The 15,006-nt window shown below is 59.3% G+C and carries 13 protein-coding genes and 5 pseudogenes; 7 read left to right on the forward strand and 11 right to left on the reverse strand.

What is annotated here, in order from left to right; all coding sequences use genetic code 11:
* Positions 1–16 precede the first annotated feature (16 nt).
* Together ACEWPM_RS17385 and ACEWPM_RS17390 are read right to left on the reverse strand one after the other, a co-directional pair.
* Complete coding sequence (locus tag ACEWPM_RS17385; RefSeq protein WP_420768039.1) at positions 17–3,700, reverse strand: peptidoglycan-binding protein; 3,684 nt, start codon at positions 3,698–3,700, stop codon at positions 17–19.
* A gap of 318 nt (positions 3,701–4,018) precedes the next feature.
* A pseudogene (locus tag ACEWPM_RS17390) lies at positions 4,019–4,261 on the reverse strand (integrase core domain-containing protein); the annotation flags it as partial.
* A 171-nt stretch (positions 4,262–4,432) separates the two neighbouring features.
* Here ACEWPM_RS17390 and ACEWPM_RS17395 point away from each other — a divergent pair.
* The 4 genes and pseudogenes from ACEWPM_RS17395 to ACEWPM_RS17410 form a co-directional block, all read left to right on the forward strand.
* On the forward strand, positions 4,433–4,900 hold the full coding sequence (locus ACEWPM_RS17395; RefSeq protein ID WP_393963793.1) for a GNAT family N-acetyltransferase: 468 nt from the start codon (positions 4,433–4,435) through the stop codon (positions 4,898–4,900).
* Positions 4,901–5,042: 142 nt separating this feature from the next.
* Positions 5,043–5,384, forward strand: coding sequence for a zinc ribbon domain-containing protein YjdM (locus ACEWPM_RS17400; protein WP_393963794.1), 342 nt, complete (start codon positions 5,043–5,045; stop codon positions 5,382–5,384).
* A gap of 82 nt (positions 5,385–5,466) precedes the next feature.
* Positions 5,467–5,622: pseudogene (locus tag ACEWPM_RS17405) on the forward strand (IS481 family transposase); the annotation flags it as partial.
* Between the two features lie 50 nt (positions 5,623–5,672).
* Positions 5,673–5,828: pseudogene (locus ACEWPM_RS17410) on the forward strand (transposase domain-containing protein); the annotation flags it as partial.
* Positions 5,829–6,016: 188 nt separating this feature from the next.
* On the opposite strand, the gene ACEWPM_RS17415 reads toward ACEWPM_RS17410, so the two are convergent.
* Genes ACEWPM_RS17415 through ACEWPM_RS17425 form a run of 3 tightly spaced genes read right to left on the reverse strand, consistent with a single transcriptional unit; the run spans position 6,017 to position 8,597 of the window.
* Entirely contained in the window at positions 6,017–6,790 is a 774-nt protein-coding gene (locus ACEWPM_RS17415; RefSeq protein WP_420768040.1) for a LamB/YcsF family protein, read from the reverse strand.
* Positions 6,790–7,851, reverse strand: a complete 1,062-nt coding sequence (locus tag ACEWPM_RS17420; protein ID WP_393963796.1) for a 5-oxoprolinase subunit C family protein — start codon at positions 7,849–7,851, stop codon at positions 6,790–6,792. Before ACEWPM_RS17420 ends, ACEWPM_RS17415 begins: the two co-directional genes overlap by 1 nt.
* A complete protein-coding gene (locus ACEWPM_RS17425) occupies positions 7,848–8,597 on the reverse strand; it encodes a 5-oxoprolinase subunit B family protein (RefSeq protein ID WP_393963797.1) in 750 nt (249 codons plus the stop codon). The genes ACEWPM_RS17420 and ACEWPM_RS17425 overlap by 4 nt, the downstream gene beginning before the upstream one ends.
* 128 nt (positions 8,598–8,725) lie before the next feature.
* Between ACEWPM_RS17425 and ACEWPM_RS17430 the strand changes: the two genes are divergently transcribed.
* Positions 8,726–9,244, forward strand: a complete 519-nt coding sequence (locus ACEWPM_RS17430) for a winged helix DNA-binding protein (protein ID WP_393963803.1) — start codon at positions 8,726–8,728, stop codon at positions 9,242–9,244.
* 56 nt (positions 9,245–9,300) lie between these two features.
* Here the strand turns inward: ACEWPM_RS17430 and ACEWPM_RS17435 are convergent, their stop codons facing one another.
* The 5 genes from ACEWPM_RS17435 to ACEWPM_RS17455 are packed head-to-tail and all read right to left on the reverse strand — an operon-like array spanning position 9,301 to position 13,934.
* A complete protein-coding gene (locus tag ACEWPM_RS17435) occupies positions 9,301–10,080 on the reverse strand; it encodes an ABC transporter permease (protein WP_393963798.1) in 780 nt (259 codons plus the stop codon).
* Positions 10,077–10,985, reverse strand: a complete 909-nt coding sequence (locus tag ACEWPM_RS17440) for an ABC transporter permease (RefSeq protein WP_393963799.1) — start codon at positions 10,983–10,985, stop codon at positions 10,077–10,079. The genes ACEWPM_RS17435 and ACEWPM_RS17440 overlap by 4 nt, the downstream gene beginning before the upstream one ends.
* On the reverse strand, positions 10,982–12,157 hold the full coding sequence (locus tag ACEWPM_RS17445) for an ABC transporter substrate-binding protein (protein ID WP_393963800.1): 1,176 nt from the start codon (positions 12,155–12,157) through the stop codon (positions 10,982–10,984). Before ACEWPM_RS17445 ends, ACEWPM_RS17440 begins: the two co-directional genes overlap by 4 nt.
* 39 nt (positions 12,158–12,196) lie before the next feature.
* Positions 12,197–13,285, reverse strand: a complete 1,089-nt coding sequence (locus ACEWPM_RS17450; RefSeq protein WP_393963801.1) for an ABC transporter ATP-binding protein — start codon at positions 13,283–13,285, stop codon at positions 12,197–12,199.
* Complete coding sequence (locus tag ACEWPM_RS17455; RefSeq protein WP_420768041.1) at positions 13,278–13,934, reverse strand: pyroglutamyl-peptidase I; 657 nt, start codon at positions 13,932–13,934, stop codon at positions 13,278–13,280. Before ACEWPM_RS17455 ends, ACEWPM_RS17450 begins: the two co-directional genes overlap by 8 nt.
* A 190-nt stretch (positions 13,935–14,124) precedes the next feature.
* On the opposite strand from ACEWPM_RS17455, the pseudogene ACEWPM_RS17460 reads away from it, so the two are divergent.
* Together ACEWPM_RS17460 and ACEWPM_RS17465 are read left to right on the forward strand one after the other, a co-directional pair.
* Positions 14,125–14,319 (forward strand): annotated as a pseudogene (locus ACEWPM_RS17460) (integrase core domain-containing protein); the annotation flags it as partial.
* A 76-nt stretch (positions 14,320–14,395) separates the two neighbouring features.
* A pseudogene (locus ACEWPM_RS17465) lies at positions 14,396–14,692 on the forward strand (transposase); the annotation flags it as partial.
* A gap of 38 nt (positions 14,693–14,730) precedes the next feature.
* On the opposite strand, the gene ACEWPM_RS17470 reads toward ACEWPM_RS17465, so the two are convergent.
* Positions 14,731–14,910, reverse strand: coding sequence for a hypothetical protein (locus ACEWPM_RS17470; RefSeq protein WP_393963955.1), 180 nt, complete (start codon positions 14,908–14,910; stop codon positions 14,731–14,733).
* Between the last annotated feature and the right edge of the window lie 96 nt (positions 14,911–15,006).

The following is a 15,006-nucleotide window of genomic DNA, read 5'->3' on the forward strand; positions in this document are numbered from 1 at the left end:
TTGGCCGAGTTCCCCGTCAAAGATCAAAATCCTCTGTCTCCGGTGTCTGAACCTCAGCGGCCTCGTCCCTCAGCTTCTCAGCAAGCCTATTCATGGCAGCTGGATTGGAGATAGTTTGGCGGAATTCCACGATTTTTCCGTCTTCACCATAGCTCAAGACAAGCACCATCACTTCATGGTCCGGGCATTCCGCGGCATCATCAAATAACTGTGGCAGCGATAACGGGCTCGCTACCGACGGCACGGCTACATCACCATTCTCATCAAACCACGCCGCACGAGTGTCCACGGGAGCGAAATATCCCTGTGTACGCTTTTTCTTGTCCCGAACCATGGCGCGGGCATTACCCTTGCTGCCAGTCATCACCGAACGCATGCAAGTCCTCTGATCCGGGGGTATCGCTCGGAGGTCGGTATCCGGCGGCCAGTCCCAAATCTCAATGTTGGTCGGGTGTCCCTCTTCTGGCAACGTTGCAGTGCTTACCGTTTCATAAGTTCCCAATAGTTGCGTGCGAAGCTGTTCCCACGTGGGTCCATCGCCTTCCGGGAAAAGGCGCGTCCTTGAAACCGCGGTTACGGTATCTTCGAGCCCCGGAGCTTCATGGTAGATCGCAACGAGCTCTTTCTTTCCGGAGGCCTCCAACAAAATGGCGCTGTGATAGGCGTCGAAGTTCTCGACCGCTCTAACGTTATTCTGCTTCACGTATTCTTGCCGACCTTCCACCGTTGCCTGGTAACGCATGTCCGCGCCAATTCGGGCGCCCAAGGTGTCTACAGCAGATTGGAAATCATCACCGATGGCGACATCCAGAATAGAGAACGAGCCAGACGATATCGACACATCATCTGTTTCAGGCGCATCATCCCGAGATTGCGCCATGGCCTCGGGATCCGCATAATGGTGGCGTAGCAATATGTCCTGGTCCTCAAGGACAAGCTGACTATTACCGGCATCGAACAACACGACCTCAACCGGCTCGTAAAGCAACGTGATATGCTCCCCAAGGTTGGGGCCGTAGGACGTATCCACACCCGTAACTCTGATGGACATAAGTGCATCGAGCTTGGGGAAGGATTCAGAGTTGTTTTGTAGGGCCTGCGCCACATCGGGAGGCGCCGGAATGAAAATACCGCGATCATCGGCATCACTCATCACCGTGATCGACATCGCTCGGTCGGCTTCGGGCGCTCCTTCGTTGAAGCTCAGACTTATGCCTCTGACCGGCCATCCTTCTCGATCGAAGTCATATGCGTCCATACGGATGCCAGCCTTCACCCAAGGAGCCGAGGAGGCATTTGCGCGCTCTCTCGACAACGCGAGGAGTTCCGCAGCGGCAGCTCTCTTGGCGAAGGCATCAGAGCCCCCTATCCAGCTGTTTTCCACCTGTTGCTGGATAATTTCCGTCGGGGGAAGCTCGACGAAGTCCTCGGCATCGAGGATCAGGTCAGACTGCCAAGCGAGATCCACGCTCTCGTAGTCTTGCCGCTCCGTTTCAGAGAACATGACATGCGCTATCTCGGGCGCATCTTGCCATCGAATCTTGTTGTTCGAACGGCGGATGACAAGCCGCCTGGGATGACCCGCCAATACCAGGTACTCAGACCCACCGGGTATGGTCACAATACGCTCTGCGGTAACTGCTATCTCAAGATTTGAAAACGGACGCCCTCCGTCTCTGTTTTCATATGCAGGCAGTGCCTGATCGACGGGGTAAGCCTCAGCCGACTGCGGGAGCAGCAAAATGACGCTATCGAACGCCGATACCGAGGATGGCGCCGGAACTGCGGTATATATGATGGCATCAAGCGGCATACCAAGAGCCTGGGCCACGATGTGCAGGTCGCGGTTTCGCAGATGAACGAAATCAGAAAGTGAGCGCCCTGACGCAACCAGTTTTTCATCGTAGTTGGTTCGGAAGGCAAACTTCAGACCGGTCTCGCCGGAGAACAGTTCCTGCTTGGCAAGATCGTCGAGACTGATCTGTTGCGCGCGGGCAGCGACCACTGCCACTTCATCAGCGCTTTCCAGCCACCACGCCCGATCTAGGTCGGCCAAGCGCCGCGCCTCGGGAGTATCATCGATATCCCTGAGGTCGGATTCTGAAAATCGGTAGAGCACCTCGGACAGATCAAAGGCTGAGCGCATCTCTAAGGGGCCAGTCACTGTCGCCGTTACCCTCAAGGCAGGGCGCCCGTTACTTTCTTCTGCGAGGTATCCGCGCAGTGTAGCAGGCATTGCGATCGCGAAGCGTGCTCCGCCGATACGCTCCACGATCTGCTCCGCGCTCGCAGGATCGATCGGGAAAGTTTCCGGCCTGGATTGGGCTTCAATCGGCAGCTGCACCTTGAGGCCCACTACATTACCGACAGCATTTGGCTCCGCCTCAAAACACCTTTCGACATCCCCCTTATCGAGCGGGTATAGCTGACGATCGAAATCATAAGCCCCAACATTGACCGAGCAGACCAGCATGACGTCCACGGCTTCTCGTGCACTCGCGCGTACTTTTTCAATCAGAGTCTGCCGAAGCTCACTTTCTATCCGCCTTTGAGCAAATTCATTCTGGTCCATTCGCAAGAATTCTCTGAGTCGAGCAAGCGATGAGACCTGACCCTTGGAGAGCAGGCGATCAAGCGTTTCCGAGGGCTGTACATTGGCGCGCATGAGAGCATCACGTATATCCCACTCGGTGAGCGGAAATGACGCCAGCAACGCCTCTTCGAGCTGTGTTCCCAAGAGTTGTGTGCCAACAAGAGATATGACGGTATCCGTTGGATTTTGACCTCGACTTTGATTTTTCCACTCGCGATTCAGGTATCCTCCCATGTAGGCAATGAAGATATCCTCTGCGGAAGTCGGTGCACCGCCGCCATCATCTGTAATACCTGCGATACTTCTGTCATCATCCGGGTCTGAAATCGTCCCATAAGCGGAAGCGGTTCCACCTTCTCCATTCGATGCGATGATCACGAGCTTCTGAGACCGTGCCGCCATCGAGCCGACGAGGCACTGGACATCAGCGCCACAGGCATTGCGCTGCGCGAGCCAAGCTTTTTGGCTGTTCCTGACTTGCGCCTCGGTGCTGGAATTCGAACTACGCAAAGCAACGGAATAGTTTCGCGCGATCGCTCGATCCAATTCAGCAAGTTGTGGCGACCCGCAGATTGCAAACTCGGTCGGCGTCGATGCGCGGCCGCAATCAAAGCTCGGACCGGATGAGGACGTGCTGCGATCGCGCTGGACAGGGTTTTGGGACGCGACCCAACGCAAGTCCTCCTGCAGGCTTCGGCTTGGTCGACCAGTTGCCTGAATTCCCCGGTCACGCTGGAATGCCCTGATTGCGTTGCGGGTACGCTGGCCCATAATTCCGTCTGCAGGTCCCGGATCATAGCCGGCCTGTGACAGTAATGACTGTATTTCCCTGATATCCCGCCGCGACATGCCCGGTTGCTGAAGCTCTCGCGGCGCAGACCTTTGAGAATTTTGAGCGGTGCCGGGCGTCCGCGTGGCATCTTGCCCTTGCCGCAGCACCCGGTCGGCCTCGTTGATTATCCGAACGCCGTTAAGGATGCGGTCCAAGCTGTCCGACTGTGCAGGTGTAGGACCAAGACCCATCATGAGGGTCAGAAAAATGGCGACACACTTTAACATGATCACACCGAGTTCTATTCGTTCAAAATAGAAACATGAAAGTACCATAAAGTTGTCCGATTCTCAAAGTCAGCGCCATTTATGGTCGCTCAAGAGACCCAAACTTCTTTATCAATCAGTCCACGTCACGTCGGCGACTTGCCAGGCTGCCGGACAATCCGCTCGGAGCACCGGGCGCGCCTGTTGGTTGGACGGATATGATCTCTGAGGTTCCATCTGATGGTATCGGCTGTGATCCCGGAATTGGCTCGAAGCCGGACATGAACTTCTGAAGAGGTCGAACGCGTCGGTTTGAAGACCGAACCATGTCGTCCAAGGAAAACCCCGCATTCAGTCCGGCTTCGAGAATATTATCACGCCAATGACCTACCCCCGCCGGTCCGTCGTTCGCTGCGAGAGACTGCGGTTTGAGTTTGGATAGTCTGGTTCCTCGCCTGGCGCATGCGCGCCGGGCGAGGAGTCCTCAAATTGTTCAAGCGCTGGGCGCGCTTGTTGGGTTGTCTGGTTACGCAGCGACGGGTGGGGTCCGACTGTGTAGTAGTCGTAGCGCCGTAGGGCCAGCTTGCGCCGTGCGTCGTCGAGACTGTTGAATATCTCCTCGTTCAGAAGCCAAACCACTGCCCGGCCGTGCATGTTTACATCTCCCCTGAGCCCTGACGTGGTCGCGATTGCCGGTATGGCCCCTCCCGGGTTGACTAAGACAAATCATCTGTGCGAAGCGCGCGGCTTTCATGATGCGCCCCGGCGGGCTGCCGCCGGGCCCAGCCGGAGGAAGGACCCATGGCACTCACCCTGCGTCGAAACAGTGACTGCGATCTCACCCCCTTGGCAACGATGCTGCCAGACTCGGAAATACCGTTGCTCAATCCTAATGCAAAAGTGCCCTTCGACGAGATGGAATGGCATCATAAGTGGCTTGGAGATCGTGAGGACGTCTCTTTCTACCTGCAGGACGATGCCGGACGAGACGTGGGATTTTTCGCCCTGAGGGAGGGAGTCGGACCGGAAGTGCGACACCTCACCTACGTTTATCTCGCCGAAGAGGCGCGCGGCGGTGCTGCTGCGGAGCTGACGAAGCGCGTGGAGCAGGCGGCGCGGGAACTCGGCGCGCTGATCCTGACCTTGAAGGTGGACCTCGAGAACGCGCCGGCTTTCAACGCCTATCTCTCGGCCGGCTACGAAGAATTGTCCCGTCGTCGGGGCATGGCTACGATGCGGCTGGACCTTGAAAAGCGGCTCGCCGCATAAGCAGGGCGGCCAGATATTGGTTTGGCAGTCCGCTGCGGCAATCTGCGGATCAACGCTGCGCCTTTCGTCGAGGTCCGTTGAGGACCGTCTACTCTCTAAGAGAGTATTGGCGTGCCGCCATCGGGGGAGCTATAGGTTTCTTATGAACGATATATTGCCGCCTTGTCCCGAATGCTCTTCCGCTTTCACCTATCAGATGGACGCATTATTGACCTGCCCGGAATGTGGTCACGAATGGGAGCCGGGGGCGTCGTCGAACGGGGAGCCGATTGTGCGCGACAGCGTAGGCAATATTCTGAGCGATGGTGACGTCGTCACGGTAATCAAGGATCTAAAGGTCAAGGGATCCTCGTCCGTCGTGAAAGTCGGGACGAAGGTTCGCAATATTCGACTTGTGGACGGGGATCACGACATTGACTGCAAAATTCCGGGAATCGGCCAGATGGGCCTGAAGTCCAAATTCGTGAAGAAGACATCCGGTTGAAACCTGCCCAGGCTTTCAACACGAAGCCAACGTCCGCTACGAAAAATGCCGTGCCACGGCGGCAATGCTGCAAGCGGACCCCAGCTATGCCCGCGCCTACCGACCATCAGAGGACCGCGCGGCGGACCTGCCAGTCTGGACCCACCTCTACAATTGGTACCGATCACACTCGGCGCTAAAATCACATCCGCTGATCAGTCGACTAGGATTGGATCGGAACAACCTGTTGAGGTTCCACACCCTGAGCGATATCGGGATCTCAAATGTCCGACGCCACCGCCTCTCCGATTATATACCCTCATCGTCATCGCAAAAATGAACGACTTCGACCCGCCGGCCTGACTGGCCGATGTCCTCGCCCGGTTACCTGACATGTCTGTTTCGCGCATCCACGAAAGTCTGCCTTGGAACTGGAAGCATAGCCTAAACGCCAAAGCCGTATAAAATTGCCCTAAACCGGATGGTTGCCCCGAAAATCTCATTCAGATCAATGTTAAGCTCGCGACTCTCATTGACATAACGGGTGATAAGATGCGGCGCTTTCAATACACCGCTATCGACGGCCTGATCGCCGCCGAACGCAATCGGCGGGCAGAATTGCGCACGACCAAGCACAAAGGGTCAAAGCGGCCTCATTGGCCGAGGGTCTCCGGCAATGTCGCGGGAATGTGGTCCGTATCGATGATGCATTGTCTTGCCGCCTCGGCGATGGCGAGCGCTGCGGGGCCGTCCCCATGCACGCAGATGCTGTGGAACTCCGCCTCGATGCGTGTGCCGTCTCGGCACAGGATCACACTGCTTTCAAGCATGCTCAACAAGTGCTTCCGCACTGGCCCCAACTCGTGCATGACCGCGCCGGGTAGGCTGCGTGGAGTCAGTTGGCCGTCGGGCTCATAGCTGCGGTCCGCGAACACCTCCAGCGCGACGCGCAGTCCGGCATCCTGCCCGGCACTAGCCAGAGGCGACATGATCGGCGCCAGCAGGATCAGATCGCTGTCATATTCGGCTATCGCCTCGGCAATCGTGCGGGCCAGTGCTGGATCTTTGCCCGCCTGATTGTTCATCGCACCATGCGGCTTCACATGCGTCACCGGCCAGCCACGGACCTTGCCGATGGCGCAAAGCGCGCCGATCTGCGCCCAGAGCTCGGCCCGCAACACCTCAGGCGGCAGGTCCATCGGGACGCGCCCGAAATTCTTGAGGTCCGGATAACCGGGGTGCGCACCGACCGACACGCCCTGCCGCTGCGCCGCGCGCAAGGTCGCATCCATGATGCGCGGCTCCCCCGCATGGGCACCGCAGGCGATGTTGGCGCTGCCGACAATCCCAATTAGTGCGTCATCCGCACCAATTGTGTAGGGGCCCCAGCTTTCGGCCATGTCGGCGTTTAGATTGATCTTCGTCATCATGTACCTCCCGTCCTCGGCTCGAGATGGCCGGGGAAATGATCTGGTTGGCGGGCATTTACGCCGCCCGAAACCAGGTTGCATCTGTAGAGCGCCTCGCTGGGCGATACAGGCATAGCTTCCGCGCTCTCGCAAATTCTTTCCAAAGCGCGGGCGTGGTCGCGGGCAGCCTCTTCGGCCTCGGCCACGGAGATGGCGCGGAATCGCAACCTGTCACCGGGTACCATGCGGGCTACTGCAGACAGGTCGGCGGATATGATCGTCGCGATCTTGGGATATCCTCCCGTGGTTTGTGCATCTGCGAGCAGCACGATTGGCTGGCCTTCGGCTGGAACCTGGATCGCGCCAGGCACGACACCGTCCGAGATGATATCGGCGCCGCGTTCGGAATGCGCAAGCGCTGGACCCAAGAGACGCATGCCCATCCGGTCCAGCGCGGGCGTGACGAGCCAGTCGGCGGACAGGAACTCTTGAAGCGCCGCATCCGAAAACCATTCCGCCTGCGGCCCCAACACAACCCGAATACACCCAAACGGCTTGAGCCTGCCGGAGAGCCGCATCGGAGCGCTGTCGCAGGCCGCCGCGGCAATATGTAGACGGTCTCCAGTGCGTAGCGCCCGCCCTTCGAGGCCGCCTATCACAGAGGTCAGAAGGGTGGCGTGGCTGTCAAAGAGTCGGGGAAGGTTCAGCCCGCCCTTGATCCCCAGCAGGGCCGTGCCGCCGCGCGCCGGCGCGAGCAGGACCAGTTCATCCCCCGAAGCCAGCGTCACGGCGCTCCACTCATCCAATCCGACCTTCTCGCCAGCCCGCAGCACATGGCCCGACAGCCCAGCCCCGCAGGCGATGCGCACCGGCCCATCCTCGACCCTGAAACGCGGCGCGGTGACAGCGATCTCCAGCGCGGCGGTGCCCGCCGGATTGCCCAGAAGCCCGTTGAGCAATGTCAGCCCGTCACGGTCCAACACGCCCGAGCGCGGCACGCCGCGATCCCGCCCGCCACGAAAGCCAAGGTCCTGCACCAGCGTCCGCGAACCGGGGTCGAGCACCACAAGAACGCTCATCCCTCGCTGCCTGTCTCGAGAAATTCGCAGGGATCCATATCCTTCTTGGCGAGCGCTTCGATGATCTGCGCGTGCCGATCCTCGGTAACGCGGTCAAACGTCACCCGATCGCCAGCGGCCAGAAGCGCCGGCACCTCTCGCCGAACATCGAACAGTGGCACGGGACATTGCCCGACGATATGCCAGCCTCCGGGGCTGGCACCCGGATAGATTACGCAGAGCCCCTTGGCGATGGCCACGGACCCCTTTGGAACTCGCTGGCGCGGACTGCTGCGGCGCGGCAGGGACAACTTTTCGGGCAACTCGCCCATGAATGGCAGGCCCGGCAAGAACCCGATCGCGAATATATCGAAAATGCAGGCAAGGTGGCTTTCTATGATGGCGTCCCGCGCAAGGCCCAGACGCTGGGACAGATCTTGGAGGTCAGCGCCGTGGGGGCCGTCATAGCAGCATGGCAGGCGCCAGAGGCGGGTTGAAACTGCCGCTGCCTCGCTTGTGACCTTCAGCCGCTGGATGACGAAGTCCACCAGGTCGGCCTGCGCGGATTGCAGGGGATCGTAATGCACCGTCATGCTCGCGAAGGCTCCGACCGGATCGACCGAGGCATCAAGTGCGCCTTCCGCGACCGCGGCCCTGATCGCCGCAACCGCGGCATGGACGCGCGCAGCTGCACGGGCGCCGGGCCTTACGTCCAGATCGAAGGTCACCGCGCTATCAGCCAGCGGACGGATCTCAATCACCTCCATACCACACCCCACGGCCCGCTGGCATTTTGAGAAAGCACGGTGCATGCTGCCGTATCCGCACCGGAACAGCCGCTAGGTATTGCATGACCAACACTCCCCGCCTTTCCCTGATCGACGAAGTCACCCGCATGATGCCGGGCGAGCAATCCATGATCGTTTCGTCCCAGCATCTGGCGCAATCCGAAGGCTGGCAAGTCTCGGAATATGAATACGGTCTGATCGTCTCCTACAATGCCTTCAGCCGCTGGATGACGCGCTGCATGTCGGCTGTCATCGGGCATTCCGATTTCAATCCGCTCGACATCCTGGTCTTGCACAACGTCAACCATCGTGGCCGCGCAAAACGCGTGGCGGATGTCGCCTTCGTGCTCAACATAGAGGACCAGCATACAGTCAACTATGCGCTGAAGAAGCTGGTCCGTAGTGGCCTCGTCGAAGGCGAGCGGCGCGGGAAAGAGCGATTCTACATGACGACCGACGAGGGCCGGCGTGTCTGCACCGCTTATGCCGAACTGCGCGAGCGCTGCCTTCTCGACACGGTCCGGTCCCTCGAAAGCGATCCGGACGAACTGCGCAGGATCGCAACGGTACTGCGCGGACTTTCCGGATTTTACGATCAGGCGGCGCGCGCGGCCTCCTCGACCTGACGTCGGCACCATTGCCCCGCGAGAACGGCGCGGTGTCGGGCTTGCAGCCGGGTCTGTCATTGTCCGGTCGCGCTCTTTCTGCGGTCCAGCACGGCGAGCAGCCCGACCAACACCAGCGTAAAGACGATGAGCAGGGTCATCAGCGCATAGAGCGGCGGGCTGAGCCCGACCTGCTGGTACTGCGACCAAAGATAGGTTTGAACCGTATTCTCGCCCCCTTGCACGATAGATGTTCTGATCGTTTCGTTGAACGACAGGATGAGCGAAAAGATGGAAGCGCCCATCAACCCTGGCCAGACCTGCGGCAACTCCACTTCTATGAAGGCCTGTCTGCGATTTGCGCCCAGCATATAGGCCGCCTCGAGATAAATCTGGTCGAAGCTGGCCATGACGGTCACGATGACCAGCGTTGCGAAGGGCAAGGCCCAGAGGACTTGCACCATGACCATTGACGCGACAGACGCCTCCAGCCCAAGGACACGGAAAAACAGCGCCGTTGCGACCCCCATCGACACGCCCGGCACGAAGAGCGGCAGCATCACCAATGCCAGGATCAGTCGCGGACGGCGCCAGGCCCGCAGCGCCTGGGCCAGCGCAAGCGCCAGCATCGGGGCGATCAGTGCGACGAGGCCTCCGACAAGGGCGGTGTTCGCGATCCCCTCCATCAAAACGGCATCGGCCAAGATCGCGCCATAGGCGGAGAACGCACCGCCATCGCCGTCCATCGACCGGATCATCGGCGGCAGAAGGGGCGCATAAAGAAAGAGCAGACAGAGCAGAACAAAGCCCCATATGACTGCACGCGTCAAAGTCGAGTTTCCTGCGGTCATGTTCATGCACGCCCCATGATCTTGCCGAGGAACAGCCTCACATCGAAGAGCCTGAACCACACGACCAGCAAAAGCGCCATCACAGCGACGGTGAATGTCGACATGGCAGCGGCCAGAGGATAATTGATGACGTCAAGCGCACTGGTGATCGAATTGCCGAGCAGCTGATAGCCGGTCCCACCCAGCACCGTCGAAATCGCGAACTCCCCGAAAGCGCCGACAAAGCCGAAAATCGCGGCGGCGAAAACTCCCGGAAGCGACAGCGGTAGCGTCACGCGCCAGAAGCTGCGCCAGGGTCCCTCGCCAAGCATCCAGCTGGCTTCTTCGAAGCGCCTGTCGATCCCCGACAGGGACAGCCAAATGGGAAAGATCATGAAGGGCATGTAGGCCGTGACCAGCCCAAGATAGACAGCAAAATCGCTGTATAGAAGCCAGTCCAAAGGCTCCTCGGCAAAGCCGCTTCCGACGAGGGCCCGATTGATCCAGCCGGTCCGGCCAAGGATGTCGGCCCAGGCGAAGGTGCGCAGGATGTAGTTGACCAGAAACGGTACCGAGAAAATAAACAGAATGCTGCGCACGGCATCAGCGCGGACGTGGCGCGCAATGAAATACGCCAATGGATACGCGATCAGAAGCATGATCGCAGTCGAGCTGACCGCCACCCAGATGCTGCGCAGGAAGACCGAAAAGCGCACCCCGCCAAGGAAAGTTTCATAGGCCTTGAGCGAAAAATCCGGCTTCATCGAAAAGCCGCTTTTGGTCCAGAAGCTGACAATGGCCATCATCGCCAGCGGGCCGAGAATCAAAACGGCCACGATGATTACCGGCCCCGCAACCGAGACAGCGCGGAGAAGCGCCGGGAAGGATATCCCCGGCACCGCCCGCTTGTCAGAGGCCGTCTGTCGACTCATGCGGCCTTGAACCGCTGCCATTCCTCTTCGTAGAGGTCGACTTCAGTGGGCCAGCGGTTCTGCCAGGTTCCGCCGAAGGCGAAACGGTCTTTCACGCCCGCGTCGATCGCAGCGATCCGCTGGGCCGCGTCGGCGTCGAACAGATCGCTTTGCGCCGCGAAGTCGCTCGCTTGCGGATTGGTCATATAACCACGGCTCTGCGTGATGGTCGCACCGTACCAAGGCCCCAGCATGAAATCGAGCAGGGCGTAGGCCGCCTCGGTCTCAGACTCGGTCCGCTCAGGGTTGTTGACCAAGTAGGCCGCCATCGCCCAAAGCAGATAGCCTTCCTTGGGCGATGCATATTTGACATTCGCGCCCTTCTGGTTGGCGACAAACACCATCGGCTCCCAGCAATCCATGACATGCACTTCCTGATTGACCAGAAGATTGACCGCCTGCTCGAAGCTGGACCAGATCACGCGAAACTGGCCTTCCTTTTTCTTTTCGATGAGAAAATCTATCACGGTCTTCAACTCGCTCGGGGTCATGTCGGCGGGATCCGCTATTTCGGCCAAACCACTTTTTTTGAGGTAGAGGGCCGTTTTTTGGCCCGCCGTCGTATAGTTGTCCTCGATCGAGACATATCCGCGGAACTTGGGATCGAAGAGAGCCGCATAGCTATCCAATTCGCCGGTCTGGTCCGGGAGATAGGCAAAGCTATCGGCCTGAAGTACGGTTGGGACGCCGTACACTCGCCCATCATAGCCGATGAAATCGAAGCCGGGGGTGCCTTGGGACAGGTATTCCGTGATATAGCTGTTCTTGTCCCAATTGCTCAGCCGACTGGTGTCGATCTCGCTGATCAGCTTCTCCGCCGCGAGGGGCTTTTGCATACCGCCAACGATGTTGATGATGTCAAACGCGGTTCTGCCGCCGCCCGCGACAAGCTGGTTGACCACTGCCGAGGGCGTGTTGCCGATGGCGATAAGATTGACCGAGCTGCCGCTTGCCTCCGTGAACAGGCTCCAGTCTCCAGGATCGCCGACGCCGATATCGGCAATGGTGACCTCGGTCGAGGATTGCGCGAATGCACGGCCGCCAAGGCCAGCAAGGCCAGACGCCGCAACACCGCCTGCCAGCATGGCGCTGCCACGTAGGAATGCTCTGCGGTTTGAGTGTGCCTTAAACATTTTAGTCTCCCTGTTTTTTGATAAAGTTGTTGGACTTGGTCAATTCGCGCCCGATGTCACATGATCGGCATCAAGCAAGGTAATATCCTCGGCCCTCATCCCGATAGCGACACGGGCCCCGACGTCGAGTGGTCTTCCGCCACTTTGCGTCGCTGTCATCACCTGCCCGTCAGGCAGGCGAAGTTCGGTGCTGGTGTAAAGGCCGCGATAGGTCGAGCTTAACACCGTGGCGTCAAACGTGATGTCGGCGCTCTTTGCGTCATCACCAACAAGGATCATCTCGCCCCGTACCGCGATCTGACCCGCATCGGCGCTGCGCGCTCTGTCAGAAAGCGTAACGGTATTGCCACAGATGGTTACGCCGTGCTGGCTATCGCCCTGACGGGTGATCTGAGCATCAAGAAGGTTGGATCCGCGAAAAAACTGCGCGACGAAGGGTGTGGCCGGAGCCCTGAAAATCTCCTCAGGGGCGCCGCATTGGACATAGCGGCCACGATTCAGGACCGCGATGCGATCGCTCATCGTCAGGGCTTCTTCCTGGTCATGCGTCACATAGACGAATGTCGTTCCGGTGCGCTGCTGAATTGATCGCAGTTCCGCCTGCATCTCGCGGCGGATCTTCTCATCCAGGGCTGACAAGGGCTCGTCCAAAAGCAGGATATCAGGTCCGGGCGCCAGCCCGCGCGCAATGGCGACGCGCTGCTGCTCACCGCCCGACAGCTGCGAGACACGACGCATCTCGAAGCCCTTCAATCCCACAAGGTCCAGCAACTCCGACACGCGCTGCGCCTTGGCGGTCCGGTCTAGCCCCGATCGCCGCAGACCGTAGCCCACATTGCCCGCGACATCCAGATGCGGAAAGATCGCATATTGCTGGAACACCATGCCCAAATGCCGCTCCCAAGGCGGCACGCCCGTCACATCTGCGCCGTTTATACGGATCTCGCCCGAATCCGGATGTTCGAGCCCCGCAATCATGCGCAGGATGGTCGACTTGCCGGACCCGCTGGGGCCGAGCATGCTGAAGAATTCACCCCGAACGATGTCGATGGAAAAATCATCCGCCGGCCGCACCGCACCGTAGCGTTTCCGGATATTGCGGAGGGACAGGATAGCGTCGTCACTCATTCAAGCTCTCCACCGCGCAGGACAAGGCCAGCATGACGCCCCGCTCCATCACGTCAAAACTCATCGACGCCAGGTCAGCACGCTGATGCTGCTCCAGCTCCTCGGACGTTTCTACATCGTCCAATAAAGCCGCGACCTGTTCGGGCAAATAAGGCAGATGCATGAACCCGACGCGACCGCGCGACCGCCGCGCACATTCGTCCGACATCAGGTAGAACAGCGCATTGCAAAGATAGCCCCCCGCAGTCCCGGAAATACGACAGGGAATACCATCGGCACGAAGCCTGCGTTGCATCGCACCAATCGGCAGTCCCGTAAGATGTGCTTGCGGCCTGCCCTCGCGGACCGGACCAAGACTCTTGACGCCTTTATGGTCACGCAGCTCGAAACGGGAGTGATTGACCGCCACTTCCTCCAGTCGCAATACCGCCTCACCCGGCCACAGGCCAAAAGATAGGACTATATCCGGCGACACCACATCAAGTATGGCCGGAATTTCTTGGGTCACGGCATCCAGATCCACCGGAAGAACACGGCTTGTTACGGAGTGACCGCCAATCACTGATCCATCCAAGGCTTCGGCGAGCAGCGCCGCAGGGTTGCCGCTACGGCCTCCATAAGCCTGAAATCCGGTAACGAGTATACTCATGTTTCGCGTTCCAATCCGCCTTGGTAATAAACGAAATCATTTTGCCGACAAATTGTCAACGTTCTTGCTGACCGCCCATGCGGTCGGTGTCTTCCCACTTGACCTGCCCTTCTCGAACCTCCCCTCACCTTGATGTAGAATTTGCTCAGGACCTCGAAGGAGCAAACGAATGCGAAAGAGCCGTTTTCCGGAACCGGATGCACTTGTGCGTATCCACGGAAAGCCTGCTTGCATTGTCAGTGATAACGGCGCCAAGTTCACCAGTCGGGCGATCCTGAAATGGGCCGGAGACAACGCCGTGGACTGGCATAATTTTGATTCAGGCAAGCCAAAGCAGAATACGTTCATCGAAAGTATCAACGGCAGTCTGCGCGATGAACTGCTTGGACTCCGGACCCATTGATTGGCTCGAAGCTACGAGGCGTGGTTAATTCAAGCTCCCGGAGTGATGGGGGGTGTTGATGAGCACTCGTTACTGGCTGAGCGAAGATCAGATGGCGCGGCTTCGGCCATAGTTTGCGAAGAGCCATGGGGTGCCGCGTGTCGACGACCGGCGTGTTTTGAGTGGCATCATCTTCGTAAATCGCAATGGGTTTCGCTGGCGTGATCCGCCCAGGAAGTAGGCCCTCTACAACCGATGGAAACGGTGGAGCGACATGGGGGTATTCGCGCGGATCATGACGGGCCTGGCCGCCGAGGCATCCGACCAAAAGACAATCTCGATTGATGCAACCTGCCTCAAAGCACACCGCCCCGCCCGAGCCTGACCATGTGGCGGCCGTGGACCGGACATCGGTCACGACCCGGTCGTCGCGGCGAAGATCAGACCATCCAGCAACTGGTGGCGCGGCAGCGCCATCAGCGCGGTGTCCGAGCTGTCGATCGCCACCAGATCGGCCAGCTGGCCCGCGACTGCCCCGGAGTGGCCATTGCCCCTGTTTCGGTATCGCTCGTGTGGGTGGCGTGGACCAGGCACCAATCAAGCGTGACATCGGCATTCAACAGCAACCAGTCCACGGGGCGCGATGCCGACGCGGCAATCGCCGGGCAGCCCTGCCACCGCGTGACGCGC

Source organism: Roseovarius maritimus, assembly GCF_043355895.2.
Taxonomy (GTDB): Bacteria; Pseudomonadota; Alphaproteobacteria; order Rhodobacterales; family Rhodobacteraceae; genus Roseovarius; species Roseovarius maritimus.

Bases quoted from the DNA above. Each gene is read 5' to 3' on its own strand.
- ACEWPM_RS17400 (WP_393963794.1), top strand. From the start codon at position 5,043: ATGAACGATATATTGCCGCCTTGTCCCGAATGCTCTTCCGCTTTCACC.
- ACEWPM_RS17430 (WP_393963803.1), top strand. From the start codon at position 8,726: ATGATGCCGGGCGAGCAATCCATGATCGTTTCGTCCCAGCATCTGGCG.
- ACEWPM_RS17435 (WP_393963798.1), bottom strand. From the start codon at position 10,080: ATGAACATGACCGCAGGAAACTCGACTTTGACGCGTGCAGTCATATGG.
- ACEWPM_RS17415 (WP_420768040.1), bottom strand. From the start codon at position 6,790: ATGACGAAGATCAATCTAAACGCCGACATGGCCGAAAGCTGGGGCCCC.
- ACEWPM_RS17450 (WP_393963801.1), bottom strand. From the start codon at position 13,285: ATGAGTGACGACGCTATCCTGTCCCTCCGCAATATCCGGAAACGCTAC.
- ACEWPM_RS17445 (WP_393963800.1), bottom strand. From the start codon at position 12,157: ATGTTTAAGGCACACTCAAACCGCAGAGCATTCCTACGTGGCAGCGCC.
- ACEWPM_RS17395 (WP_393963793.1), top strand. From the start codon at position 4,433: ATGGCACTCACCCTGCGTCGAAACAGTGACTGCGATCTCACCCCCTTG.
- ACEWPM_RS17440 (WP_393963799.1), bottom strand. From the start codon at position 10,985: ATGAGTCGACAGACGGCCTCTGACAAGCGGGCGGTGCCGGGGATATCC.
- ACEWPM_RS17420 (WP_393963796.1), bottom strand. From the start codon at position 7,851: ATGAGCGTTCTTGTGGTGCTCGACCCCGGTTCGCGGACGCTGGTGCAG.
- ACEWPM_RS17425 (WP_393963797.1), bottom strand. From the start codon at position 8,597: ATGGAGGTGATTGAGATCCGTCCGCTGGCTGATAGCGCGGTGACCTTC.
- ACEWPM_RS17385 (WP_420768039.1), bottom strand. From the start codon at position 3,700: ATGGTACTTTCATGTTTCTATTTTGAACGAATAGAACTCGGTGTGATC.
- ACEWPM_RS17455 (WP_420768041.1), bottom strand. From the start codon at position 13,934: ATGAGTATACTCGTTACCGGATTTCAGGCTTATGGAGGCCGTAGCGGC.